Origin of the sequence: Nocardia colli, assembly GCF_008704205.1 — a bacterium.
GTDB classification, from domain to species: Bacteria; Actinomycetota; Actinomycetes; order Mycobacteriales; family Mycobacteriaceae; genus Nocardia; species Nocardia colli.
Window position 1 is genome coordinate 165,136 of sequence record NZ_VXLC01000016.1, and the last position, 22,579, is coordinate 187,714.

At 67.9% G+C, this 22,579-nt stretch carries 23 protein-coding genes and 2 tRNA genes; 15 read left to right on the top strand and 10 right to left on the bottom strand.

Annotation, left to right across the window (positions count from 1 at the left end; genetic code table 11):
• The first annotated feature begins 35 nt into the window (after positions 1-35).
• Together F3087_RS30160 and F3087_RS30165 are read left to right on the top strand one after the other, a co-directional pair.
• Entirely contained in the window at positions 36-1,043 is a 1,008-nt protein-coding gene (locus F3087_RS30160) for a 3-isopropylmalate dehydrogenase (RefSeq protein ID WP_150405475.1), read from the top strand.
• Positions 1,044-1,167: 124 nt separating this feature from the next.
• On the top strand, positions 1,168-1,770 hold the full coding sequence (locus F3087_RS30165) for a Uma2 family endonuclease (protein WP_223885454.1): 603 nt from the start codon (positions 1,168-1,170) through the stop codon (positions 1,768-1,770).
• A gap of 12 nt (positions 1,771-1,782) precedes the next feature.
• Here the strand turns inward: F3087_RS30165 and F3087_RS30170 are convergent, their stop codons facing one another.
• Positions 1,783-2,391: a TetR/AcrR family transcriptional regulator gene (locus tag F3087_RS30170; protein ID WP_150405476.1), complete on the bottom strand. Its 609-nt coding sequence runs from the start codon at positions 2,389-2,391 to the stop codon at positions 1,783-1,785.
• 335 nt (positions 2,392-2,726) lie between these two features.
• Complete coding sequence (locus F3087_RS30175; RefSeq protein ID WP_150405477.1) at positions 2,727-3,911, bottom strand: MFS transporter; 1,185 nt, start codon at positions 3,909-3,911, stop codon at positions 2,727-2,729.
• Between the two features lie 205 nt (positions 3,912-4,116).
• Between F3087_RS30175 and F3087_RS30180 the strand changes: the two genes are divergently transcribed.
• The 4 genes from F3087_RS30180 to F3087_RS30195 all read left to right on the top strand — a co-directional run bounded on the left by F3087_RS30180 (position 4,117) and on the right by F3087_RS30195 (position 6,808).
• Entirely contained in the window at positions 4,117-4,893 is a 777-nt protein-coding gene (locus F3087_RS30180; RefSeq protein WP_150405478.1) for a fumarylacetoacetate hydrolase family protein, read from the top strand.
• A gap of 13 nt (positions 4,894-4,906) precedes the next feature.
• Entirely contained in the window at positions 4,907-6,379 is a 1,473-nt protein-coding gene (gene gltX, locus F3087_RS30185) for a glutamate--tRNA ligase (protein WP_150405479.1), read from the top strand.
• Positions 6,380-6,513: 134 nt separating this feature from the next.
• Positions 6,514-6,585 (top strand) — tRNA-Gln (locus F3087_RS30190).
• A 150-nt stretch (positions 6,586-6,735) separates the two neighbouring features.
• Positions 6,736-6,808: transfer RNA gene (locus F3087_RS30195), tRNA-Glu, on the top strand.
• Between the two features lie 306 nt (positions 6,809-7,114).
• Here the strand turns inward: F3087_RS30195 and F3087_RS30200 are convergent.
• The 3 genes from F3087_RS30200 to F3087_RS30210 all read right to left on the bottom strand — a co-directional run bounded on the left by F3087_RS30200 (position 7,115) and on the right by F3087_RS30210 (position 8,718).
• Positions 7,115-7,321 (bottom strand): DUF5302 domain-containing protein, encoded by a 207-nt coding sequence (locus F3087_RS30200; protein WP_150405480.1) that lies wholly within the window; start codon positions 7,319-7,321, stop codon positions 7,115-7,117.
• 161 nt (positions 7,322-7,482) lie between these two features.
• A complete protein-coding gene (locus F3087_RS30205; RefSeq protein ID WP_150405481.1) occupies positions 7,483-7,983 on the bottom strand; it encodes a pyridoxamine 5'-phosphate oxidase family protein in 501 nt (166 codons plus the stop codon).
• Positions 7,984-8,016: 33 nt separating this feature from the next.
• Complete coding sequence (locus tag F3087_RS30210; RefSeq protein WP_150405482.1) at positions 8,017-8,718, bottom strand: IclR family transcriptional regulator; 702 nt, start codon at positions 8,716-8,718, stop codon at positions 8,017-8,019.
• Positions 8,719-8,883: 165 nt separating this feature from the next.
• Here F3087_RS30210 and leuC point away from each other — a divergent pair, with 165 nt between their 5' ends.
• From leuC to F3087_RS30225, 3 genes are all read left to right on the top strand, one after another.
• Entirely contained in the window at positions 8,884-10,305 is a 1,422-nt protein-coding gene (gene leuC / locus F3087_RS30215; RefSeq protein ID WP_150405483.1) for a 3-isopropylmalate dehydratase large subunit, read from the top strand.
• A 35-nt stretch (positions 10,306-10,340) separates the two neighbouring features.
• On the top strand, positions 10,341-10,949 hold the full coding sequence (gene leuD, locus F3087_RS30220) for a 3-isopropylmalate dehydratase small subunit (RefSeq protein ID WP_150405484.1): 609 nt from the start codon (positions 10,341-10,343) through the stop codon (positions 10,947-10,949).
• A 156-nt stretch (positions 10,950-11,105) separates the two neighbouring features.
• Positions 11,106-11,765 carry an HU family DNA-binding protein gene (locus F3087_RS30225; RefSeq protein WP_150405485.1) on the top strand — a complete coding sequence of 220 codons (660 nt, stop codon included), beginning with the start codon at positions 11,106-11,108 and terminating at the stop codon, positions 11,763-11,765.
• A 138-nt stretch (positions 11,766-11,903) separates the two neighbouring features.
• Here the strand turns inward: F3087_RS30225 and F3087_RS30230 are convergent, their stop codons facing one another.
• The 3 genes from F3087_RS30230 to cofC all read right to left on the bottom strand — a co-directional run bounded on the left by F3087_RS30230 (position 11,904) and on the right by cofC (position 15,866).
• On the bottom strand, positions 11,904-12,842 hold the full coding sequence (locus F3087_RS30230; RefSeq protein WP_150405486.1) for an NUDIX hydrolase: 939 nt from the start codon (positions 12,840-12,842) through the stop codon (positions 11,904-11,906).
• A 20-nt stretch (positions 12,843-12,862) separates the two neighbouring features.
• Entirely contained in the window at positions 12,863-15,022 is a 2,160-nt protein-coding gene (locus F3087_RS30235; RefSeq protein WP_150405487.1) for an RNA degradosome polyphosphate kinase, read from the bottom strand.
• Between the two features lie 160 nt (positions 15,023-15,182).
• Complete coding sequence (gene cofC / locus F3087_RS30240) at positions 15,183-15,866, bottom strand: 2-phospho-L-lactate guanylyltransferase (protein ID WP_150405488.1); 684 nt, start codon at positions 15,864-15,866, stop codon at positions 15,183-15,185.
• Between the two features lie 31 nt (positions 15,867-15,897).
• Here cofC and F3087_RS30245 point away from each other — a divergent pair, with 31 nt between their 5' ends.
• Both F3087_RS30245 and F3087_RS30250 read left to right on the top strand, forming a co-directional pair.
• Positions 15,898-16,893, top strand: coding sequence for an NAD(P)H-dependent glycerol-3-phosphate dehydrogenase (locus F3087_RS30245; RefSeq protein ID WP_150405489.1), 996 nt, complete (start codon positions 15,898-15,900; stop codon positions 16,891-16,893).
• A 45-nt stretch (positions 16,894-16,938) separates the two neighbouring features.
• A complete protein-coding gene (locus tag F3087_RS30250; protein WP_150405490.1) occupies positions 16,939-18,042 on the top strand; it encodes a D-alanine--D-alanine ligase family protein in 1,104 nt (367 codons plus the stop codon).
• A 4-nt stretch (positions 18,043-18,046) separates the two neighbouring features.
• Here F3087_RS30250 and F3087_RS30255 read toward each other — a convergent pair whose 3' ends face one another.
• Positions 18,047-18,703, bottom strand: a complete 657-nt coding sequence (locus tag F3087_RS30255; protein ID WP_150405491.1) for a DUF3515 domain-containing protein — start codon at positions 18,701-18,703, stop codon at positions 18,047-18,049.
• A gap of 151 nt (positions 18,704-18,854) precedes the next feature.
• On the opposite strand from F3087_RS30255, the gene F3087_RS30260 reads away from it, so the two are divergent.
• The 4 genes from F3087_RS30260 (at position 18,855) to F3087_RS30275 (ending at position 21,776) form a co-directional block, all read left to right on the top strand.
• Positions 18,855-19,826 carry a thiamine-phosphate kinase gene (locus tag F3087_RS30260; protein WP_150405492.1) on the top strand — a complete coding sequence of 324 codons (972 nt, stop codon included), beginning with the start codon at positions 18,855-18,857 and terminating at the stop codon, positions 19,824-19,826.
• An 11-nt stretch (positions 19,827-19,837) separates the two neighbouring features.
• Positions 19,838-20,521 carry a uracil-DNA glycosylase gene (locus F3087_RS30265; RefSeq protein ID WP_150405493.1) on the top strand — a complete coding sequence of 228 codons (684 nt, stop codon included), beginning with the start codon at positions 19,838-19,840 and terminating at the stop codon, positions 20,519-20,521.
• A 52-nt stretch (positions 20,522-20,573) separates the two neighbouring features.
• Positions 20,574-20,849 carry a hypothetical protein gene (locus tag F3087_RS30270; RefSeq protein WP_150405494.1) on the top strand — a complete coding sequence of 92 codons (276 nt, stop codon included), beginning with the start codon at positions 20,574-20,576 and terminating at the stop codon, positions 20,847-20,849.
• Between the two features lie 63 nt (positions 20,850-20,912).
• The gene (locus F3087_RS30275; RefSeq protein ID WP_150405495.1) at positions 20,913-21,776 is read left to right on the top strand and encodes an alpha/beta fold hydrolase; all 864 of its coding nucleotides are present in this window, start codon (positions 20,913-20,915) and stop codon (positions 21,774-21,776) included.
• Between the two features lie 3 nt (positions 21,777-21,779).
• Here the strand turns inward: F3087_RS30275 and F3087_RS30280 are convergent, their stop codons facing one another.
• Positions 21,780-22,559 carry an enoyl-CoA hydratase/isomerase family protein gene (locus F3087_RS30280; RefSeq protein WP_150405496.1) on the bottom strand — a complete coding sequence of 260 codons (780 nt, stop codon included), beginning with the start codon at positions 22,557-22,559 and terminating at the stop codon, positions 21,780-21,782.
• Positions 22,560-22,579: the final 20 nt, after the last annotated feature.

The following is a 22,579-nucleotide window of genomic DNA, read 5'->3' on the forward strand; positions in this document are numbered from 1 at the left end:
CTGGGCGCGCCCCCGATTAACAACGGAGCGTTGCAATGAAGCTTGCTGTCATCCCCGGCGACGGCATCGGTCCCGAGGTCATCGCCGAGGCGCTGAAGGTGCTCGACGTGGTCCAGCCCGGCGTCGCGAAGACCGAGTACGACCTCGGCGCCAAGCGTTACCACGCGACCGGTGAGATCCTGCCGGAATCCGTGCTGCCGGAGCTGAAGCAGCACGACGCGATCCTGCTCGGCGCGATCGGCGATCCGTCGGTGCCGAGCGGCGTGCTCGAGCGCGGGCTGCTGCTGCGCACCCGGTTCGCGCTGGATCATCACGTGAACCTGCGGCCGTCCAAGCTGTTTCCCGGCGTGACCAGCCCGCTGGCCGGTACGCCCGACATCGATTTCGTGGTGGTCCGCGAGGGCACCGAGGGGCCGTACACCGGTACCGGCGGCGCGATTCGGGTCGAGACCCCGCATGAGGTGGCGACCGAGGTCAGCACCAACACCCGGTTCGGCATCGAGCGCGTGGTGCGCTACGCCTTCGCCAAGGCGCAGGCTCGGCGCAAGCACCTCACGCTGGTGCACAAGACCAACGTGCTGAGCTTCGCCGGCTCGCTGTGGCAGCGCACGGTCGACGAGGTCGCGGCCGAATTCCCGGATGTCGCAACGGCTTACCAGCACATCGATGCCGCGACCATCCACCTGGTGAACGATCCGGGCCGGTTCGACGTGATCGTCACCGACAACCTGTTCGGCGATATCATCACCGACCTCGCGGCCGCCGTCAGCGGCGGCATCGGGCTCGCCGCCAGCGGCAACATCGATGCCTCCGGCGTCAATCCGAGCATGTTCGAGCCGGTGCACGGCAGCGCCCCCGACATCGCGGGCCAGTCCAAGGCCGATCCGACCGCCGCGATCCTCTCGGTGTCGTTGCTGCTCAATCATCTCGGCAACACCGAGGCCGCGGCGCGCATCGAGTCCGCCGTCGCCAAGGATCTGGCGTCGCGTTCGGGTGCGGCGTCGACGGTCGAGGTCGGCGACCGCATCGCCGCGATCGTCTGAGCGAAGTTCGAACCAGAGGTCCCGTACCGGAGCACGATCCGGTACGGGACCTTTCGGCAGGTGTGAACCCGCCGTGCGGTGGTAAGCCGTCATCGACGGGCTTGCCCGGTGAGACGGAGGTTCGGTGAACGAGCGGCGCGGGAATCGGAGAACACAGGTCGGTCCGTATGCCGGGCTGGACCTGCGCGATGTCCCAGGTGGCGGCAAGGGTTTCGAGCTCGAGGACGGCTGGCTGGTCGAGGTGGCCTGCGGCGCGCGGCACAATCACGTGACGCAACGGCTCGGCCGGTTCATCGACGCCGGAGCGGTCGGGGCCGCTGTGCACCTGTGTGTCGGGAGCGGCTGGGAGGTCAGCACCCGCAGCGGGGTACGCAAACCGGACATCATCGTGATTCCGCGTGAGGTCGCCCGGGCCGCCGTGGTCGCGGAGGTACCCAAGCGGATTCCCGGATCCGAGGTGCGGCTCGCGGTCGAGGTGATCGCGCCGGGGAGCGGGACCGAACGCACCGATCGGGTGCGGAAGGTGCGCGAGTACGCGGCGGTGGGCATTCCGCAGTATTGGATCGTCGAACACCAGCCGGAGGTCGAGGTGCATCGGATGGTGTTGGGGGACGGCGGTTATGGGGCCGATCCGGTGGTCTGTTCCGGCAGCGTCTTCGACGCGGTCGTCGACGCCGACAAACCGTTTCACGTCACGTTCGATCCCGCTGCGCTGCTTGCGGTTTGAGCCGGTCCGCGGTTATCCCTTGTGGTGGTGGCGATTCGGGCGAGGGTTGATGCCGACCGCACGGCGGACGAACGCGACTGTCTCCGGGACGATCTCGTTGTGGTCGCGGCCGGCGTCGATGCGCTCGATGGCGCGGCCCAGTGCGCCGTCGATCAGTTCGGCGGTCAGCTCGGGGTTCGGGTTGTCCAGAGCGGCGAGCGCCGTGCGCAGCGGGGCGGCCACCGCGTAGTGCGCGTCGGCGAGTTCGCGCCGGGCCGCCTCGTCGCGCGGGAGGGTGCTGCCGAGGACTGCGATGCGGTGCGCGCCGGAGGCGGCCAAGGCCAGGGTGGTTCGCACGTAGGCCTCGACCTGGCCCTCGGCGGTCTCGGCGCGATCGACCGTATCGCGTACCCGCTCACCCCATTCCAGCAGCGCGTCGGCCACGATGCGGAACAGGATTTCGTCGCCGGAGCGGAAGTACTTGTAGACGCTGCTGCGGGCGAGGCCGGCGGCGGCGCCGACCGTGGCGGGGGACACCGCCTGCGGGCCGTGCTGGAGCAGTACCTCCCGGGCGGCGTCGAGCAGTGCGCGTTCCTGGTTCGCCCGGTGTTCGGCGACGGTGGGTGCGTCGATCTTCGGCATCGAACTCCTGGCGTTGGCGACGGGATGTTCCCATCGTACCTCTTGGCGACACGATGTCGCGAAAAGCGACAGCAGGCGTGTGGGCGACGACACGGTCGCGCTTCTGTTCGATTCCGCTCGGGGACAGCAGGAGTCGCCCGGGAGATCCTGGGGTGTTCAGTGGGCTGAATGGCGCTGTCGTACCAAAAGTGTTGTGGGCTAATCGTTCCCGGCGCATCGGGGTGACCGTCGTCGCATCAGACTTGGTGTGACTTCACATGTCGTGAGGGACACATCGGTGGATCGACGCCTGCTCCGTGGTGCAGAGCAGGCGTCAATCCCCCTGGGCCGGGCGGTTATTGGGGACGGCGGTCGGTCGGAACCAAGGGAACGGCGGCCACCGCCAGTCCGGCCGCCAGTAGATAGGCGGCGGCGAAACCGCTTGTCGTGATGAGGGCGCCGAAGACCGGCGGCACCGCGGCCATGGCCAGATTCTGGCCGGTGTTCTGGATGCCGAGTCCGCGGCCACTCCAGTAGGGGCCCGCGATTTCGGCCACCGCGGTGAACGCGAGTCCGTTGTCGGAGACGGTGATCACCGACGCGACGACCAGCAACGGGATTGCGGCCCACCACATGTGGGTCCAGGCCGCCAAGGCCAGCGCGGCCATCGACAGCGCCGCCGCGATGGCGACCGTGCGCAGCGGACCCAGTCGGCTGCCGACCCGGTCGGACCACGCCCCCGCGCCGATTCGGCCTGCCGCGCCCAGGATTTGGGTGACCGTGACCAGGATTCCGGCCGCCGCCAACGACCAGCCGATGTCGCGGTGCAGCCACAACAGTGCGAAAGTCCACACCGTGCCCTGCGGTATGACCAGCAGCACAGAGACGCCGTGGATGCGCCACAGCGTCGAGTCGCCGCGATAAGGATTGGCGCGCAACGCCACATCGGCCGAGCGTTCGGGGCGCGGCGGGTCGATGATGCCGATCAGGCTGCCCACCGCGGCGAGTCCCGCCATCGCCGCGGGCACCAGAATCGCCGCGGGCACACCGTAAGTCGCGGCCACAGCGGGCACGGCCAGCGCGCCGATGCCGACGCCGAGCGGCTGCGCGGTCTGCCGGATGCCCATCGCCAGCCCGCGCCGGTGCGGCGGAAACCAGCCGACGATCAGCCGGCCGCTGGCGCCGTTGGTGCTCGCGGCGCCGACGCCACCCAGGAACAACAGTGCGCCCAAAGCGATGTCGTTCGAGGCTGCGGCCGCGGCGGCGCCGGCGGCCAGCATCAGCAGCGGCCCGCCGATCAGCACCTTGCGCTCGCCGATCCGGTCGACCACGTACCCCCAGGCGATCAGGGTGCAGACCAGTCCGAGGGTCGGCATCGCCACCAGCAATCCCGCCGTGGCCAATCGCATACCGCGATCGGTCAGCGCGGGCAGCAGAAACGCGACGCCGTTCACGAAGACCGCGCTCGCCGCCTGCGCGAAGACGCCGAGACCGAGCATGGACCACCGTCGAGTCTCCTTGATCTGCGTCACGGTAGTCATCGGTCTCACCTCTGAATCTCATTATTTGGGATCGTGTTCCCATTGGTTGAACAGTGAGGCTCACGTTACACCGGGTGGGCAAGTGGATTCCGGCGCTTCGCTGTCAGACTGCTCACAACCGGCGGAATTGGGGCTCGCGCCGCCTCGCGTACCGCTCGGTTGGGCGCGTTCGAGCAGGTGGAAGCCGGTCGATAGACTGCCCGGCATGCGTCTAGGTCGAGTAGCCAGTCCCGATGGGGTCGCCTTCGTCAGCATCGAGGGGGACGGAAGCGACAGCATCGCGAAGGAAATCGCGGAACACCCGTTCGGTACGCCGACGTTCACCGGGCGGAGCTGGCCGCTGGCCGATGTGCGCCTGCTCGCGCCCATCCTGGCGAGCAAGGTCGTCTGTATCGGCAAGAACTACGCCGCCCACGCGGCCGAAATGGGCGGTCCCGCACCGGAAGACCCGGTGATCTTCCTCAAGCCGAACACCTCGATCATCGGGCCGAACGCCCCGATCATCCTGCCGCCCAGCTCCTCTCAGGTCGACTACGAGGGCGAACTCGCCGTCGTCATCGGCCGTCCGTGCAAGGACGTGCCCGCCGCCCGCGCGCTGGACGTGGTGCTCGGCTACACCGTCGCCAACGACGTGACCGCGCGCGACCAGCAGCGCCACGACGGACAGTGGACCAGGGGCAAGGGCTACGACACCTTCTGCCCGCTCGGCCCGTGGATCGAAACCTCCTTGGATCCATCGGATCTGGAGATCGTCACCGAGCTCGACGGCGAAGAGCGCCAGCGCAGCCGCACTTCGCTTCTACTGCACGACATTCCGAAGCTCATCGAATGGGTCAGCACCGTGATGACGCTGCTCCCAGGCGATGTCATCCTCACCGGAACGCCCGAGGGTGTCGGCCCGGTACAGGCCGGACAGCAGGTGTCCGTGACCGTGGAGGGCATCGGAACGCTGATCAATCCTGTTGCCGCCAAGCCTCGCTAGTCGAAAGAGAGCCATGACTGAAGTACGGGTCCGCTTCTGCCCGTCACCGACCGGGACGCCGCACGTCGGCCTGATCCGGACGGCGCTGTTCAACTGGGCCTACGCCCGACACCACGGTGGAAAGTTCGTGTTCCGCATCGAAGACACCGATGCGGCACGGGATTCCGAGGACTCCTACCGGGCGCTGCTGGACGCGCTGCGCTGGCTCGGCCTCACCTGGGACGAGGGCCCGGAGGTCGGCGGCCCCTACGAGCCGTACCGCCAGTCGCTGCGCAAGGATCTGCACCGCGACGCGGTCCGGCGTTTGCTGGAGGCCGGCGAGGCCTACGAATCCTTCTCCACGCCTGAGGAAGTCGAGGCCCGCCATCGCGCCGCCGGGCGCGACCCGAAGCTCGGCTACGACAACTACGATCGCGAGCTCACCGCCCAGCAGATCGAAGCGTACCGAGATGCCGGGCGCCCCGCGGTGATTCGGCTCCGGATGCCCGACGAGGACATCACCTGGCACGATCTGGTGCGCGGCGAGACCACCTTCAAGGCGGGCAGCGTGCCCGACTTCGCGCTCACCCGCGGCACCGGTGATCCGCTGTACACCCTGGTCAACCCGGTCGACGACGCATTGATGAAGATCACCCACGTATTGCGCGGCGAGGATCTGCTCTCCTCCACGCCCCGGCAGATCGCGCTCTACGGCGCGCTGCGCCGCGTCGGCCTCACCGACTTCACCCCGGAGTTCGGCCACCTGCCGTTCGTCCTGGGACAGGGCAACAAGAAGTTGTCCAAGCGCGATCCGGAGTCGAATCTGTTCGTCCATCGGGACCGCGGATTCATCCCGGAAGGTTTGCTGAATTACCTGGCACTACTCGGTTGGAGCATCGCCGACGACCACGACGTGTTCAGCATGGCGGAGATGGTTGCCGCGTTCGACATATCGAAAGTGAATTCGAATCCGGCCCGATTCGATCAGAAGAAGGCGGACGCGCTCAACGCCGAGCACATCCGATTGCTGGAACCGGGTGATTTCAGCAACCGACTGCGTGAGTACCTGACCGCGCACGGTCATATCGGCGCCGAAATCGATGAGAAGATGTTCGCCGCCGCGGCCGAACTGGTGCAGACCCGGATCGTCGTCTTGTCCGACGCTTGGGAACTGTTGCGTTTCCTGTTGGCGCCCGCCGAACAATTTGCGATCGACCCCACTGCCGGAGCCAAGAATCTCGGTGCCGACGCAAATCAGGTATTGCAATCCGCTATTGCCGCGCTGGAGCCGCTGACGCAGTGGTCCACCGCCGCTATCGAGGAGGCGCTGAAAACCGCGCTGATCGACGATCTGGGCCTCAAACCACGCAAGGCATTCGCGCCCGTGCGCGTCGCGGTCACCGGCTCGCACATCAGCCCGCCGCTGTACGAGTCGCTCGAACTGCTCGGCCGCGACACCACTTTGGCCAGGCTGCGCTCCGCACAGGGGTGGTCGGCCACCGTCTGAAACTCCGAAAACGGCCGAAAACATGGCTTTGACCAGGCGATTTGTAGTTAACCCGTAACGGTTTGGTACTCTTCTTCTCGGCTCGGAACAAGGCCTCGCAGTCACCCAGACGCGAGGCTGAAACGCCTGGTCATTGGGGTATGGTGTAATTGGCAACACAGCTGATTCTGGTTCAGCCATTCTAGGTTCGAGTCCTGGTACCCCAGCGGAGAGATTGCTAGTCGAGATCGGTGCGCGGCCGAAATCAACACAGCAGCTGGCGATTTGGTCGCCACGCTCCGGCCAGCTAAGCTAGCCGAGCCTCCTGATCGAAAGATCAACCAAAGGTGCTCCTCGTGCAAACGAGAAGCAGTCCTGGCCCCGTCGTCTAGCGGCCTAGGACGCCGCCCTCTCAAGGCGGTAGCGCGGGTTCGAATCCCGTCGGGGCTACACAGTTGGAAGGCCCATGCCCATGGGGGCATGGGCCTTTACTGTTTCGCAATTCTTTTTGGGGGTGCAACCCCCAAACCCCGCCCGGCGGGCTTCGCCCCCGGACCCCCCGGCCGGAAGGCTTCGCCCCCGGCGGGCAGTGGAGCGGTAGTCGATGGCAGGGGTGCCCACGGTGTTGCGGGCTTTACCGGCCGCGGTCTTCCTTGGTTGGCGTCGCGGGGCTTGCGTGCCCGCGGGGGTGCTGGCCTGGTCTGGGCAAAACGAAGGCCCCCTGGTCTGTGACCAGGGGGCCTTTCTCGTCGTTGCTTATCCGCTCTTGCGGCGGAATTCGCGCTTGGTGCTGGCGTTGCCGTGGGTGGCGTTGGCGCCCTTGGAGCGGCCGTCGAGGTGGTCGGCGGTGCGGGCGTTGTGCTGGTTTTTGCGGTCGAGGGCCTCTTTGAACTTGCGCTTTACTTCTTCGGCGCTGGTGGCCTCGGGGGTGCCTGAGCCGGTGGAACTATCAGATTCCGTCATCGCCGTCGTCTCCTCGTGGTGGCGGCCGGGAGTCCGCGCGCTGGGAGGCTGCGGTGCCGGCCGATTCGTGTCGAACGGTTCGACGTTAGTCGGGGGAGGGGGGTGATGTCAGTTCGATATCGGGGCGCGTCGGGGTGGCTGTGTTGCAACGCATAGGCAGGTCAGTCGAGGGGTTGGGCGGTGGTGCCGCCGAGGGGGAGCTGGGGGAGGCCGAGCTTGCGGTGGTCCCAGCTGCGGATGCGGTCGGGGACTACTCGGATGGCGGAACGCTTGTGCAGCATGGTTTCGACCATGGGGCGGACGTCTTCGCTGTAGGGGCCGGTGTAGCGCTCCCAGACGCTGACGCCGACGGCGAACAGTTTGTCGGGGTCGTCGACGATTTCGGCGTGGCCTTCGATGGCGACGCCGCGGAGCTGGTCGTAGGTCTGGCCGGCCTCGATCATGCAGGTGATGCGGGGGTCTCGGCGCAGGTTGACGGCTTTTTGCGATTTGGTTTTGGTTTCGAACCAGAGTTCGCCGTCGATGAGGGCGTACCACATGGCGGTCAGGTGCGGGGTGCCGTTGGGGCCGATGGTGGCCAGGGTGGCGACGCGGCTGCGCTCCAGGAACTCGCTGATCTCGGTGTCGGACATGACGATCTGTGCCCGTTGGTTGACTCCCATGGGCTCACTCTAGAACGTCATTTCTGTAACGTGTTATAGGCGCTTGTGTAGGGCTTCGGCGGCGGCGACGAGGTCTGCGGCCCAGCGTGCGCCGGGTCGGCGGCCCATGCGGTCGATGGGGCCGGAAACCGAGACTGCGGCGATGACGGTGCCGCCGGCGTCGCGGACGGGGGCGGAGACGCTGGCTACGCCGGACGCGCGTTCGGCGGCGCTCTGGGCCCAGCCGCGCTTGCGGACCTCGGTGAGGGCGCGTTCGCCGAAGACGGCGTCGGTGAGGATGGTGCGCTGCAGGTCGGCGTCGGCCCAGGCGAGCAGGACCTTGGCGGCGGAACCGGCGGTCAGGGGGAGTCGCGCGCCGACGGGGACGGTGTCGCGCAGTCCGACCGGCGGCTCCAGGGCCGCGACACAGATGCGCGCATTGCCGTCCAGGCGATACAGCTGGACGCTTTCGCCGGTGATCTCGCGCAACCGGGGCAGGATGGCCGACGCGGCCTCCAGGAGCGGATCGGTGGCCCCGGCGGCGAGCTCGGCGAGGGCGGGGCCGGGACGCCACATTCCGGTGTTGTCGCGGGCCAGCAGGCGATGCACTTCGAGGCCGACGGCCAGGCGATGTGCGGTGGCGCGGGGCAGGCCGGTGCGGGCGCAGAGCTCGTTGAGACCGCAGGGGTGCTCGGCGACGGCGTACAACACCGCCACTGCTTTGTCGAGGACGCCGATGCCGCTATGCTGTCTCATAGAACGATACTAGCGTCTCGGATGTTGGGAAATCCACTGCCACGGCGATCGCGGCGACGAATCTCCCAGGGGGCATCCGACCTCGCACATAGCCGAAAAACTTGTGCAGCCGCCGCGCTCCCAGCCCGGACCGCGACCGGATGCTTGTCGAAAGGTGATCCAGAAATGGCAGAGCCACGCACCATGGCCGAAAAGGTGTGGGAGCAGCACGTCGTCGCCCACGGTTCCGGTGAGGGCGTCGGGCGCGAACCCGACCTGATCTACATCGATCTGCATCTCGTGCACGAGGTGACCAGCCCGCAGGCGTTCGACGGGCTGCGCGCGGCGGGCCGTCCGGTGCGCCGGCCGGATCTCACGATCGCGACCGAGGACCACAATGTCCCGACGGCGGACATCGATAAGCCGATCGCGGACCCGATTTCGCGCACCCAGGTGGACACCCTGCGCCGTAACTGCGCGGAATTCGGTGTGCGCCTGCATCCGATGGGCGATCTGGACCAGGGCATCGTGCACGTGGTCGGCCCGCAGCTGGGCCTGACCCAGCCGGGCATGACGGTGGTGTGCGGGGACAGCCACACCTCGACGCACGGCGCGTTCGGCGCGCTGGCGATGGGCATCGGCACGTCCGAGGTCGAGCATGTCCTTGCCACCCAGACACTCTCGCTGCGCCCGTTCAAGACGATGGCGATCACGGTGGACGGCACGCTGGCCCCGGGCGTGACGAGCAAGGACCTGATCCTGGCCGTGATCGCGAAAATCGGCACCGGCGGCGGCCAGGGCTATGTGCTGGAGTACCGCGGCGAGGCGATTCGCGCCATGTCGATGGAAGCGCGAATGACCATCTGCAACATGTCCATCGAGGCGGGCGCCAGGGCGGGCATGATCGCGCCGGACGAAACCACCTATGAATTCCTCGAAGGACGCCCGCACGCCCCGCAGGGAGCCGACTGGACGGCCGCAGTGGCCGCCTGGGAAGCGCTGAAGACCGACGAGGGCGCGACTTTCGACGCCGAGGTGCACATCGACGCGGCCGAGCTGACCCCGTTCGTCACCTGGGGCACCAACCCGGGACAGGGCGCGCCCCTCGGCGAATCGGTGCCGGACCCCGCCCAGATCGCGGACGAGACGGCGCGCGAGTCGGCGGCGAAAGCGCTGCGGTACATGGATTTGGAGCCGGGCACTCCGCTTCGCGATGTGGCGGTCGACACGGTATTCGTCGGTTCGTGCACCAACGGACGCATCGAAGATTTGCGTGCTGTGGCCGAGGTTTTAAAAGGACGCCGGGTCGCGGACTCGGTGCGAATGTTGGTTGTACCGGGCTCTATGCGGGTTCGCGCCCAGGCCGAATTAGAAGGACTGGGTGAGATTTTCACCGCAGCGGGCGCCGAATGGCGGCAGGCGGGCTGCTCAATGTGCCTGGGAATGAATCCGGATCAGCTCGAGCCGGGCCAGCGCTGCGCCTCGACGTCGAACCGTAACTTCGAGGGCCGGCAGGGCAAAGGTGGCCGTACGCACCTGGTTTCGCCGCTCGTCGCGGCCGCAACGGCGGTGCGCGGAACCCTGTCCTCACCTGCGGATCTGGACTGACCGGACGCGATACCCCAACCGACTCAGGAGAATCAATGGAAGCCTTCACCGTGCACAAGGGGATCGGCGTACCGTTCCGCCGTTCCAATGTCGATACCGATCAGATCATCCCGGCTGTGTACCTGAAGCGGGTGACCCGCACGGGATTCGAGGACGGACTGTTCGCCGCGTGGCGTAACGATTCGGACTTCATTCTGAACAACGAGCCGTACAACCGGGGCAGCGTGCTGGTAGCGGGACCGGATTTCGGCACCGGATCCTCGCGTGAGCACGCCGTATGGGCGCTGTCGGACTACGGCTTTCGGGTGGTGATCTCGTCGCGCTTCGCCGACATCTTCCGGGGCAATGCCGGTAAGGGCGGCCTGTTGGCGGCTCAGATGTCACAGAACGATGTCGAAATGCTCTGGAAGTTGCTCGAGGAACAGCCCGGACTCGAATTGGTTGTGGACCTCGAGGCGCGCACCGTGACCGCCGGAACCGCCGTGTTGCCGTTCGATATTGATGACTACACACGGTGGCGTCTGCTCGAAGGATTGGACGACATCGGGCTCACGCTGCGCCGCAGCGACACCATCGCCGAGTTCGAAAACGCAAGGCCAGCATGGAAACCCACTACCCTCCCAGCACGTATTTCGCAGTCCTAAACACCCTTGGGTGTTAGCTGGATGGCACCGGGGCCGATAGCTGGACGTGTGCTAAACCACATGAATTTTGGCGTGGCACATAGACTCTTGCCCATTGTGGGTTTACCGTGGTACCTAGTCGGTCCGACGACGGGCCATTAGTCTGCGGAGGATTCAATGAACAAGGCGGAACTGATCGACGTTCTGACCGAAAAGTTGGGTACTGATAGGCGCACGGCCACCGCGGCAGTCGAGCATGTGGTCGACACCATCGTGCGCGCGGTGCACAAGGGGCAGAGCGTCACAATCACCGGATTCGGTGTGTTCGAACAGCGCAAGCGTGCGGCTCGAGTTGCCCGGAACCCGCGCACCGGCGAAACCGTCAAGGTGAAGCCCACTTCGGTGCCTGCGTTCCGTCCGGGCGCTCAGTTCAAGGCCGTGATCGCGGGTAAGCAGAAGCTCGCCCAGAGCGGTCCCGCCGTCAAGCGCGGCGTGAATGCCCCGGTGGCAGCGAAGAAGGCAGCCGCCAAGAAGACGGCGGCCAAGAAGACCGCCGCCAAGAAGGCCACCCCCACGAAGGGCCCGGCCAAGACCACGGCGAAGAAGGCTGCCAAGAAGGCACCCGCAAAGACCGCTGCTCGCAAGACGACTGCGGCCAAGGCGCCCGCCAAGAAGACGGCCGCCAAGTCCGCTGTGAAGAAGGCGCCGGCCAAGAAGGTCACGGCCGCCAAGAAGACGGTGGCCAAGAAGACCGCCGCCAAGAAGACGGTCGCCAAGAAGGCTCCGGCCGCCAAGAAGACCGCCGCCAAGAAGGCTCCGGCTCGCGGTCGCCGCTAGATACTGCGCCAGTACGGTATTGGCGCCGGATGACCGGCCGTAAGGCCCAATCATCCGCTGTACCGATCGAACACGGCCCCGGAAGTAAGCTTCCGGGGCCGTTTCGTATGTCTATACCCAGCTTTCAGCCGGGAACGATCAGGGCTTCACGAAGTCCGCGTTGAGCGACCGGTCCAGATGGTCGGCGGCGACCAGCCGGCCCTCGACGAAGGACAGCACCCACACACTGCCCTTGCGGTTGCGCGCGGACGGCAGCGTGATGCCGTCGCGCTCGGCCCACCAGTCGAGCAGATCGGGAATCACCTTGCCCTGACTACAGATAACGGGCACCCCGGTATCCGGCACCAGCTCGACGACCCGCTTGCGTGTCTCGTCCTGCGCTGCGGCATAACCGGTTTCGGACAGCAGCGGTTCCAGGACGATCTCCGCGCCGAGCTTCTCCGCCAGCGGCGTCACGGTCTGCACGCAACGCACCGGATCGGCCGAATGGATCCGAGATGCCCCGAACGCCAGCAGATTCGGCACCAGGGCCTGCGCCTGGGCCTGCCCGGACCGATCCAGTGGACGCAGCGGGTCCGGACCGGAGAAGCGGTCGCGCCGACCAGCTTTCGCGTGCCGGACCAGCAGCATCGTGCGGGTGTCGGCGGGCAGCCGGGTGAACGCGCGCAGTACCTGCCGATCCATCGGGTAGGACAACTGCTCCATCACCCGATCCAGCGGATACCAATTCAGCACGTCCACTTCGTCATTCGCGGTGAACGCGCCCCCGGCCACCTCGGCCGCCCAGTAGTCCACCCGCTTCAGCTTGCGGTGTCCCGGAACGGGATAGGTGACGTGGCCGAGGTAGCGACCGAGCGTGCAGTCCAGCCCGGTCTCCTCGCGCACCTCGCGGACCGCGGCGAGCACCGGCGTCTCACCGGGATCGAGCTTGCCCTTGGGCAGCGACCAGTCCTGGTATTTGGGGCGGTGCACGACCGCGATCTCCAGCGCGCCGTTCGCCGCCCGCCGCCACACCACCGCGCCCGCGGCGTGAATGTTGGCGGTAATACGGGGATCCCAGAAGGGACCCCCTTCCATCTCGTACCCCGTAGCACCACTCACTGCTGTTCGGGCCTCCGCAGGCGCATCAGGAACTCTTGGTGGTCACGGACTTTGACGTTGTCGTCGCCCGCCCGCTCGGGCCGGGCCAGCCAATTGCCCTCCGAGGTGAGTACCCAGCAGCGAGTGTCGGGATGCAACGCGGAGTCGAAAACCTGACCCAGTTGTTCGGTCAACCGAGGATCCTTCACCTGCGCCATGACTTCCACGCGCCGGTCGAGGTTGCGGTGCATCATGTCGGCGCTGCCGATCCAGTACTGATCCTGGGCCTGGAAGTGCATCACCCGCGAGTGCTCGAGGAAGCGGCCGAGGATCGACCGGACTTCGATGTTCTCGCTCATCCCCGGCACGCCGGGGCGCAGCCCGCAGATGCCGCGCACCACGATCTGTACCGGCACCCCGGCCAGCGAGGCCCGGTACAGCGCGTCGATGATCTCCTCGTCGACGATCGCATTGGCCTTCAACCGGATTCGCGCGTCCTTGCCCTGGGTGGCCAGCTCGGTCTCGCGCTGGATCCGCTCGATGATGCCGGCCCGCACGCCGTGCGGCGCGACAAGCAGGTTGCGGTAGTTCTCTTTTCGCGAGTAACCGGTCAGCGAATTGAACAGGTCGGTCAGGTCCGCGCCGATTTCCGGTGCGGCGGTGAGCAATCCGACGTCCTCGTAGAGCCGCGCGGTCTTCGGGTTGTAGTTGCCGGTGCCGATGTGGCAGTAGCGGCGGATGGTCGCGCCCTCGCGGCGCACCACCAGGCAGGTCTTGCAGTGCGTCTTGAGGCCGATGAGGCCGTAGACCACGTGCACGCCCGCCTGTTCCAGCGCGCGTGCCCATTTGATGTTGGCCTGCTCGTCGAACCGGGCCTTGATCTCGACCAGCGCGACGACCTGCTTGCCCGCCTCGGCCGCGTCGATGAGCGCGTTGACGATCGGCGAGTCACCGGAGGTGCGGTAGAGCGTCTGTTTGATCGCGAGCACCTGCGGGTCGGCGGCGGCCTGTTCGATGAACCGCTGCACGCTGGTGGAGAACGAGTCGTACGGGTGGTGCACCAGCACGTCGCCCTCGCGCAGCGCGGCGAACACGTTGCGCGGGGTCTCCCGCTCGCCGAACGCGGGCGGGGTGGCGGGGACGTAGGGCGCGTCCTTGAGGTTGGGCCGGTCGACTCCGTACACCTGCCACAGGCAGGACAGGTCGAGCAGGCCGGGCACCTGGATGACGTCGCCGGGATCGACATCGAGTTCGCGCAACAACAATTCGAGCATGTGCTCGGTCATGTCGTCGGAAACCTCCAGGCGCACCGGCGATCCGAAGCGGCGGCGCGCGAGTTCGCGTTCCAGGGCCTGCAACAGGTCCTCGTCGCGGTCCTCGTCGACCTCGAAGTCGGCGTTGCGGGTGATCCGGAACGAGTGTTGCTCAACCACTTCCATGCCGGGGAACAGCAGATCGAGGTGCGCCGCGATCAGTTCCTCCATGGGCAGGAACGCGGCGATGGTCGACCCGGCGTCGGTGCGGCGCACCCGGACGAACCGATCGACGTTGTCCGGCACCTTGACTCGGGCGAAGTGCTCGCCGCCGGTGGCGGAATCCTTCACCGTCACCGCGAGATTCAGGCTCAGGCCGCTGATGTAGGGGAACGGATGCGCCGGATCCACCGCGAGCGGGGTGAGCACCGGGAACACCTGATCCTGGAAGTGCCCCGAGAGGCGTTGGCGCTCATCGTCGTTCAGGTCGGTCCAGTCGATGATCGCGATGCCCTCGGCGGTCAGCGCGGGCAGCACGTCGTCCAGGAAGACGCGCGCGTGCCGTACGGCGATCTCCTGCGCGCGGGCGGCGATCAGTTCCAGTTGCTCGCCGGGCGAGCGGCCGTCCGCGGAACGCACCAGCAGGCCGGTCTCGGCGCGGCGCTTGAGGCCGGCGACCCGGACCATGTAGAACTCGTCGAGGTTCGAGGCGAAGATGGCGAGGAATTTGGCGCGCTCCAGCAGGGACAGCGACGCGTCCTCGGCCAGGGCCAGAACTCGGGCGTTGAAATCGAGCCAGCTCAACTCACGGTTGAGGTAGCGATCACGTGGCAACTGTTCGATGTTCGCATCGGTCGGCACCGGGGTCGCCGCGGGTGGCGGCGTCGGAAGCAACTGCTGCTTGACGGTCTCTGTCTCGCTCATGCCGTCACCTCGCTGGGGATCGACCCCGACACGCGCGATGCGCGCTGGCGGTTGGATAGCTCGCTTCGCTCACTCACGCCAACGATCATCCCCTACGAACCGGGTGGTGTGGAGCCCGACACTATGATTGACGTGAGCGTCACCGCACTCTGGCGATCTCCTAGCACACTCGGCGAACCGGCTGGTGAACGCGATCTGGCCAGCCAATGTCGTGCAACGCGACTCTGGTCGCATTCCCCGCGCCGAGCTCAATCGCCAGGTCCAGGTCGTCGGCCGTGTCGACATCGAGCCGTAAACCGGGCCAATCACCGGTCAGGTCGACCGCGCCGGCGGCGATGTGCTTGCCCGCCGAACCGGGGCCGAATCGCGGTTCCAGGCCGGCGACCGGGTCGCGGACAAGTAGCGCGGCGGTGCCGGTGCCCGCGTGATCGACCACGATCGAGCGCAGTCCGCGCGGCGCGACGCTCAGCACGTCGGCGAGTTCTTCCGGGCGCAACGCGGGCAGGTCGGCCTGCAACGCGAGCAGATCGACCGGTCCGTGCCGGTGCCGCAGCCCGGCCGCTGCATCGGCCAGGGCGCTGTTGAGCGGGTCGTGCTCGCCGATCAGCGGCTCGGGATGCACCGCGGCGCCCATCGACAGGGCCAGGTCGGCGACGGCCGGATCCGGGGTGACGACGGTAACCGAGACGATGTCCGGAACGGCCGCGGTGGCGGCCAGGGTGTCGGCGAGCATGGCGAGGACCAGCCGGGCCCGGTGTTCCGGGCGCAGCCGGTCGGCCAGTCGGCTCTTGGCCTGATCGAGGCTCTTGACCGCGATCACGGCATGCACGGCGTGCGGGCGCATGCGTCCAATCCTTCCATGGCATATTGGGCAGATGACGAGGGCGGCAGTACTGGGCGCGGGATCTTGGGGGACCGCGTTCGCAAAGGTCTTGGCGGACGCGGGAACCGACGTCACCATCTGGGCGCGACGAGCCGAGGTCGCCGAAGTACTGCACACTCACCATCGCAATCCGTCCTACCTCACCGATATTCCGCTGCCCCCGCTGGCGGCCACGCACGACCCGGCCGTCGCGCTCGACGGCGCCGACATCGTGGTGCTCGCGGTGCCGTCGCAGTCGTTGCGCGCGAATCTCGAAGAGTGGAAGGGCTTGATCGCCCCGGACGCGTCGCTACTCAGTCTGGCCAAAGGCATCGAGAACGGCACATTGCTGCGGATGAGTCAGGTGATCGGCGAGGTCACCGGGGCCGACGCGAGCCGGATCGCGGTGCTGTCCGGGCCGAACCTGGCGCGTGAGATCGCCGTCGGGCAGCCCGCGGCCACCGTGATCGCCTGTTCCGATGCCGAGCGGGCGGTCGCGTTGCAGCACGCCAGCGCCACCGGATACTTCCGGCCCTACACCAACACCGACGTGATCGGCTGCGAGGTCGGCGGCGCGTGCAAGAACGTGATCGCCCTCGCCTGCGGCATCGCCTCCGGAATGGGCTTGGGGGACAACACCGTCGCCAGCATCATCACCCGCGGCCTCGCCGAGATCATCCGGCTCGGGGTCGCGCTCGGCGCCGAGCCCGCCACGCTCGCCGGCCTGGCCGGGGTGGGCGACCTGGTCGCCACCTGCACCTCGCCGCTGTCGCGCAACCGCTCGTTCGGGCATGCGCTGGGCACCGGAGGTTCGATGGAGACCGCGCAGGCGGCGACGCACGGACAGGTAGCCGAGGGAGTGAAGTCGTGCACGTCGATTCGCGCGCTCGCGGTGAAACACGACGTCGACATGCCGCTGACCACCGCGGTGAACCAGGTCTGCCACGAGGGCATGGCGGTGCGCGAAGCGGTCGGCAATCTGCTCGGCCGACGGATCAAGCCGGAGTAGTCCCAGCGGTGTGGCGTGCGCGCCGCGACGGGTACGGTTCGGGGCATGAGTAACCGGATCCGGGTGGCTGTGGTTTTCGGCGGGCGGAGCAACGAGCACGCCGTCTCCTGTGTGTCGGCGGGCAGCGTGCTGCCGAATCTGGATCCGGAGAAGTACGACGTGGTGCCGATCGGCATCAGCACCGAAGGCGCCTGGGTGCTGGCCGATTCGAACGTCGCGGCGCTCGGTTTCCACGATCGCTCGCTGCCGTCGGTGGACAGCACCGGCACGGCGTTGACCCTCACCTCCGGCCCGAGCAACTCGGGTGCGCTTGTCGCACTCGACGATCCCGGCGCCGCGCTCGGCGGGGTCGACGTGGTGTTCCCGCTGCTGCACGGGCCGTTCGGTGAGGACGGAACGTTGCAGGGCCTGCTGGAGCTCGCCGGTGTGCCGTATGTCGGCGCGGGCGTGCTGGCCAGCGCGGCGGGCATGGACAAGGAGTTCACCAAGAAGCTCCTTGCGGCCGAAGGCCTGCCGATCGGCAGGCAGGTGGTGCTGCGGCGCGGCACCGACACATTGAGCGAGGCGGACCGGGCCGCGCTCGGGCTGCCGGTGTTCGTGAAACCCGCGCGCGGCGGCTCGTCGATCGGCATCACGAAGGTCACCGACTGGTCCGCGTTGGACGCGGCCATCGCCACGGCGCGCGCGCACGATCCCAAGGTGCTCGTCGAGGCGGGCATCGTCGGGCGCGAAGTCGAGTGCGGCGTACTGGAATTCCCGGACGGCCGGGTGGAAGCCAGTGTGGTGTCGGAGATCCGGATCCCGGAGGAGTCCACCACCGCGACGAACCCCGAGTTCTACGACTTCGAGACCAAGTACCTCGACGACGTCTGCGAATTCGACGTGCCGGCCAAGCTGGACGACGAGGTCTCCGACAGCATCCGCGAACTCGCGGTGCGGGCGTTCCGCGCGCTGGACTGTCAGGGGCTGGCCCGCGTCGACTTCTTCATCACCGCCGACGGCCCGGTGATCAACGAGATCAACACGATGCCCGGCTTCACCCCGATCTCGCAGTACCCGCGGATGTGGGAAGCGACCGGCATCGACTACCGGGACCTGGTGTCCACCTTGATCGAAACGGCGATCGCGCGCGGCACCGGACTGCGCTAGCGCCTCAGTTGGGCAGCGGGCCCGGGTCGAGCGGGGTGGCCGGGAGGGTGGCGGTGATGGTGTCGGAGACCGCTTGCAGCGGGGTCGGGCCGGAGCCGTCGGGGACGGTCAGCGCGATGTAGGTCTCGCGGTCGACGGCGAACCAGGTGCTCGCCTTGGCCGTTTGGTCGCGGGCCTCGAACCATTGGACGCCGTTCACGATCTGCAAGGCCGAGGCGCGGTTGAACTCGAGCGGGCGATCCAGGCCACAGCGCAGCACGATCGGATCGCCGCCGTCACTGCGCTGCCAGGCGCGGGTGGCCGGCGGGGAGGGCTCTACCAGCGTGGATTTGGTGTAGTCGCCGAGTTCGGTCGGCAGCGCGGGGAGCAGGTTGGTGCAGGCTGGTCCGCCCGCGGCGGGCGCGGGGACCGGGCCGAGGACCAGCGGTTCGCGTTCGACGGGGGCGCGGGCGGCGAGGATCGCGAGCACCAGCACGGTGACCACCAGCACGACCGGCAAGGCGACGGCGGTGGCGATGAGTGCGGGGGAGTACTGGCGAGTGCTCGGGGCCGAGTCGGTGCTCGGAGTGGCCGCAGGCTCGGTATCGGTAGGCGTTTCCGCCTCCGCGATCTGTCCGGCCGTCTCCTTCGCCGAATCGTGGTCCGACGATTCCGCCGCCATGCTTACCGATCCTTCCTGTCGCGCTGAACGGGCGGCGCCGTGACCGGCCCGATAGCAGTCGATTGCCCTGAAAAGGGTACCTTCGGGTCGTTTCCAGTCGGCAGCGCGTCTGAAAGGACCGGTCATCAGCGAGCACACGGGACCGAGGACGGTGCGTGAACTGGGCGAGTTCGCGCTGATCGAGCGGATCAACCGCGGCCGGGTCCAGGCGGCGAGCGTGCTGCTCGGCCCCGGCGACGACGCCGCGCTGGTCGCCGCGCCGGACGGCCGGTTCGTGGTGACCACCGACATGCTCGTGCAGGACCGGCACTTCCGGCTCGACTGGTCGAGTCCCGAGGACATCGGCCGCAAGGCGATCGCGCAGAACGCGGCCGATGTGGTCGCCATGGGGGCCTGGCCGAGCGCGTTCGTGGTCGCCCTCGGCTGCCCGGCCGATACTTCCCTGGACGTGATCGACGGCCTGACCGAGGGAATGTGGGCCGAGGCGACCCGGGCGGGTGCGTCCATCGCGGGCGGCGACCTGGTGCGCAGCCGCGATCTGGTCATCTCCGTCACGGCGTTCGGCGATCTGCGCGGTCGCGCGGCGATCACGAGAGCCGGTGCGCGCGTAGGGGACACGGTCGCGGTCGCGGGCCGGCTCGGCTGGTCCGGTGCGGGCCTCGCGATCCTCACCGCCGGCGCGGAATCCGGCGACTTCGCCGAAGCGCTTGCCGCGCACCGGGTTCCGCAGCCGCCCTATCCCGCGGTGCTGGATGCGCTCGATGTGAACGGCCTGAACGCGCTCACCGACGTATCCGACGGCCTGCTGGCGGATCTCGGCCACATCGCCCAGTCATCCAGTGTCGCTATAGATCTGGATTCGGCGGCGTTGCGCGACCCGGCGCTCGAGCGACTGGCCGCGCAAATGGATGCCGATGCGGCGCAATGGATTCTGACCGGCGGCGAGGATCACGCGTTCGCCGGCACGTGGTCACCGGACTGTGACCTACCCGCCGGCTGGGTGCCGATCGGGCGCGTGTGCGCCGGTCACGGCGTCACGGTCGACGGCGCACCCCGGCCGGGCAGCGCCGGCTGGGAATCGTTCGGTGGGGCGGGCTCGGCGGGCGCGAGCCAACCACGATAAGTTGTGCGGTCATGGGCGCGAAACCACTGTCGGAAATCATCGATCCGGGATGGGCGAAGGCACTCGAGCCGGTGGCGGAACGCATTTCCGCCATGGGCGAGTTCCTGCGCGAGGAGAACGCGGCAGGCCGCGGATATCTACCCGCCGGTGAGAACGTGCTACGCGCCTTCCAGCGTCCGTTCGACGCGGTGCGCGTGCTGGTCGTCGGCCAGGACCCCTACCCGACCCCCGGCCACGCCATGGGCCTGAGTTTCTCTGTCGCGCCCGATGTTTCGCCGGTGCCGCGCAGCCTGTCGAACATCTTCGCCGAGTACACCAAGGATCTCGGTCACCCGACGCCGTCCTGCGGCGACCTCAGCCCCTGGTCCGATCAGGGCGTGCTGATGCTGAACCGGGTGCTCACGGTAGCCCCCGGCCAGCCCGCGTCGCATCGCGGCAAGGGCTGGGAGGCCGTGACCGAGCAGGCGATTCGCGCGCTGGTCGCGCGGGACGAGCCGCTGGTCGCGATCCTCTGGGGTCGCGACGCGTCGACGCTCAAGCCGACCCTGGCCGAGGCCGAGATCCCCTACATCGAATCCGCGCATCCGTCACCGCTGTCGGCCTCGCGCGGCTTCTTCGGTTCCCGCCCGTTCTCCCGAGTGAACGAACTGCTCGACGAATTGGGCGCCGAACCGGTTGACTGGCGCCTGCCGTGAGCCGGCGTCTGTGTGTGAGTTACCTAGATTGATTCGAGTGAGGAGCTTTTCTATGCCCAACACCACCGTTCGCGGCGCACTGCGCGGCACCACCGCCACCCTGGCCCTCTGTGCTGCCCTTGCCGGTGGCGCCGCCACCGCGAGTGCGGCGGGCCTGCCGCTGGAGCCGGCCACCGAGACCAGCTCGGCGCCCGCGAACACCCCGTCGACGCAGATCGGCGAGGAATTCACGTCGAACGGCTCCTCCACCATCTCCTCCTCGGTCAACGCCAAGGTCGCCTGCCTGCTGCAGCGCACGCTCAGCGCCTCCGGCAAGTGGGACTGCTGACCGGAACCGGCGTTCGGGAGGCTCGCCCGCGAACCGTGACCGGTTCTATGCGATCCTCGGTTCGTGAGTAATGCGAACAATCTGCTCGACCCCGCGCCCTTACGGCTGCGCGGTTCGGGTGGGCTAGAGCTGGTCGCCGATCAGTTCGGCCCGGTCGACGGTCCGCTCGTCGTCTTTCTGCATGGCGGCGGGCAGACCAGGCACTCGTGGAAACAAACCGGCGCGAAGCTCGGCGCCGCCGGGATGCGCGTCGTCACGCTGGACGCGCGGGGACACGGCGACAGCGCCTGGTCCGCAGACGGCGACTACCGCCGCGACACCATGGTGCGCGACCTGCTGCTCGTGCTCGAACAGCTAGGTGCGCCCGCGGTCGTGGTCGGGGCGAGCATGGGCGGCATGACCGGCCTGCTCGCCACCGCCGTCCCCGGCGGCGAGGCGATCACCGCGCTGGTCCTCGTCGACATCGTGACCAGGCCCGAGCAGGCCGGGGTCGCGCGGGTGATCGACTTCCTCGGCAAGCACCGAGACGGCTTCGACTCGCTCGAACAGGTCGCCGACGCGGTCGCCGAATACCTGCCACACCGGCCGCGGCCGAAGAACACCGACGGCCTGCTGCGCAATCTGCGTCAGCGCGACGGCCGCTGGTATTGGCACTGGGATCCGGACATGCTGGCCCAGCGCGTCGAAGACCCGTCGGATATGACCGAACAGATGGAATCGGCGGCGCGCAAGCTGACGATTCCGGTGCTGCTGGTGCGTGGCATGCAATCGGATGTGGTGAGTTCCGAAGGAGCAGCGGCCTTTCAGGAGCTGGTGCCGCACGCGCAGCTGGTCGAGATCGGCGACGCGGCGCACACCGCCGCCAGCGACGACAACGACTCCTTCACCGACGCGGTCGCGAAATTCGTTGTGCAGACCGCGCCTTAGCAATTACGCGTAGTTCGGCTTGCGCTTCTCCACGAACGCGTCGACGCCCTCACGGCCGGTCGCGCCGTTGGCCGCGGCGGCGATCGCATCGCGTTCGCGGTCGAGCTGATCGCCGAGCGTCGACGAAGACGACAGCGACAGCAGCGTTTTGATGCTCGAGTAGGTGGAACGCGGTCCGGCGGCGAGGGCTCGGGCCAGGGTCAGCGCCTCGGCCTGTACTTCCTCGTCGGCGACCAGCCGGCTGAGGATGCCGAGCCGGACCGCCTCGTCGGCGTCCAGAATCGCGTCGGTGAGCAGGATTTCGCGGGCCCGGCCGAGTCCGACGATGCGCGGCAGCGTCCAGGACATGCCGCCGTCGGGGCTGAGGCCGATGCCGGGGTAGGCCGGGCGCAGCTTGGTGCCCGGCCCGCCGAGCGCGATGTCGGCCGCGCAGACCAGGCTCATGCCCGCGCCCGCCGCCCAGCCCTGCACGCCGACGACCACCGGCACCGCGGTCGCGTCGAGCGCGCGGACGAAGTGGTGCAGATCGGTGGCCAGGCCGTAGATGTGGGCGGCCCGGTCGGCCGCGGCCGCGAAGCCGCGCACGTTGCCGCCCGCGCAGAAGTTCGCGCCGGTGCCGGTCAGCAGGACCGCGCCGACCTCGGGGCCGATCGAGCGCAGCGCGGCGGTGCCCGCGACGATCCCGCCGAAGTCCATGGACGTGCCGTTGGCGGCGGTCGCGATGGTGATCTGCAGAACGCCGTCGACGGTGCTGACGTACCCGGCTTGCTCGGTGGAGGTCATGATCAGCACCCTATCGCGTG

Excerpts from the sequence above, each read along its gene's own strand:
- F3087_RS30160 (WP_150405475.1), top strand. The coding sequence starts at position 36 with ATGAAGCTTGCTGTCATCCCCGGCGACGGCATCGGTCCCGAGGTCATC.
- F3087_RS30170 (WP_150405476.1), bottom strand. The coding sequence starts at position 2,391 with ATGCCGAAGATCGACGCACCCACCGTCGCCGAACACCGGGCGAACCAG.
- F3087_RS30175 (WP_150405477.1), bottom strand. The coding sequence starts at position 3,911 with ATGACTACCGTGACGCAGATCAAGGAGACTCGACGGTGGTCCATGCTC.
- F3087_RS30180 (WP_150405478.1), top strand. The coding sequence starts at position 4,117 with ATGCGTCTAGGTCGAGTAGCCAGTCCCGATGGGGTCGCCTTCGTCAGC.
- gltX (WP_150405479.1), top strand. The coding sequence starts at position 4,907 with ATGACTGAAGTACGGGTCCGCTTCTGCCCGTCACCGACCGGGACGCCG.
- F3087_RS30200 (WP_150405480.1), bottom strand. The coding sequence starts at position 7,321 with ATGACGGAATCTGATAGTTCCACCGGCTCAGGCACCCCCGAGGCCACC.
- F3087_RS30205 (WP_150405481.1), bottom strand. The coding sequence starts at position 7,983 with ATGGGAGTCAACCAACGGGCACAGATCGTCATGTCCGACACCGAGATC.
- F3087_RS30210 (WP_150405482.1), bottom strand. The coding sequence starts at position 8,718 with ATGAGACAGCATAGCGGCATCGGCGTCCTCGACAAAGCAGTGGCGGTG.
- leuC (WP_150405483.1), top strand. The coding sequence starts at position 8,884 with ATGGCAGAGCCACGCACCATGGCCGAAAAGGTGTGGGAGCAGCACGTC.
- leuD (WP_150405484.1), top strand. The coding sequence starts at position 10,341 with ATGGAAGCCTTCACCGTGCACAAGGGGATCGGCGTACCGTTCCGCCGT.
- F3087_RS30225 (WP_150405485.1), top strand. The coding sequence starts at position 11,106 with ATGAACAAGGCGGAACTGATCGACGTTCTGACCGAAAAGTTGGGTACT.
- F3087_RS30230 (WP_150405486.1), bottom strand. The coding sequence starts at position 12,842 with ATGGAAGGGGGTCCCTTCTGGGATCCCCGTATTACCGCCAACATTCAC.
- F3087_RS30235 (WP_150405487.1), bottom strand. The coding sequence starts at position 15,022 with ATGAGCGAGACAGAGACCGTCAAGCAGCAGTTGCTTCCGACGCCGCCA.
- cofC (WP_150405488.1), bottom strand. The coding sequence starts at position 15,866 with ATGCGCCCGCACGCCGTGCATGCCGTGATCGCGGTCAAGAGCCTCGAT.
- F3087_RS30245 (WP_150405489.1), top strand. The coding sequence starts at position 15,898 with ATGACGAGGGCGGCAGTACTGGGCGCGGGATCTTGGGGGACCGCGTTC.
- F3087_RS30250 (WP_150405490.1), top strand. The coding sequence starts at position 16,939 with ATGAGTAACCGGATCCGGGTGGCTGTGGTTTTCGGCGGGCGGAGCAAC.
- F3087_RS30255 (WP_150405491.1), bottom strand. The coding sequence starts at position 18,703 with ATGGCGGCGGAATCGTCGGACCACGATTCGGCGAAGGAGACGGCCGGA.
- F3087_RS30265 (WP_150405493.1), top strand. The coding sequence starts at position 19,838 with ATGGGCGCGAAACCACTGTCGGAAATCATCGATCCGGGATGGGCGAAG.
- F3087_RS30270 (WP_150405494.1), top strand. The coding sequence starts at position 20,574 with ATGCCCAACACCACCGTTCGCGGCGCACTGCGCGGCACCACCGCCACC.
- F3087_RS30280 (WP_150405496.1), bottom strand. The coding sequence starts at position 22,559 with ATGACCTCCACCGAGCAAGCCGGGTACGTCAGCACCGTCGACGGCGTT.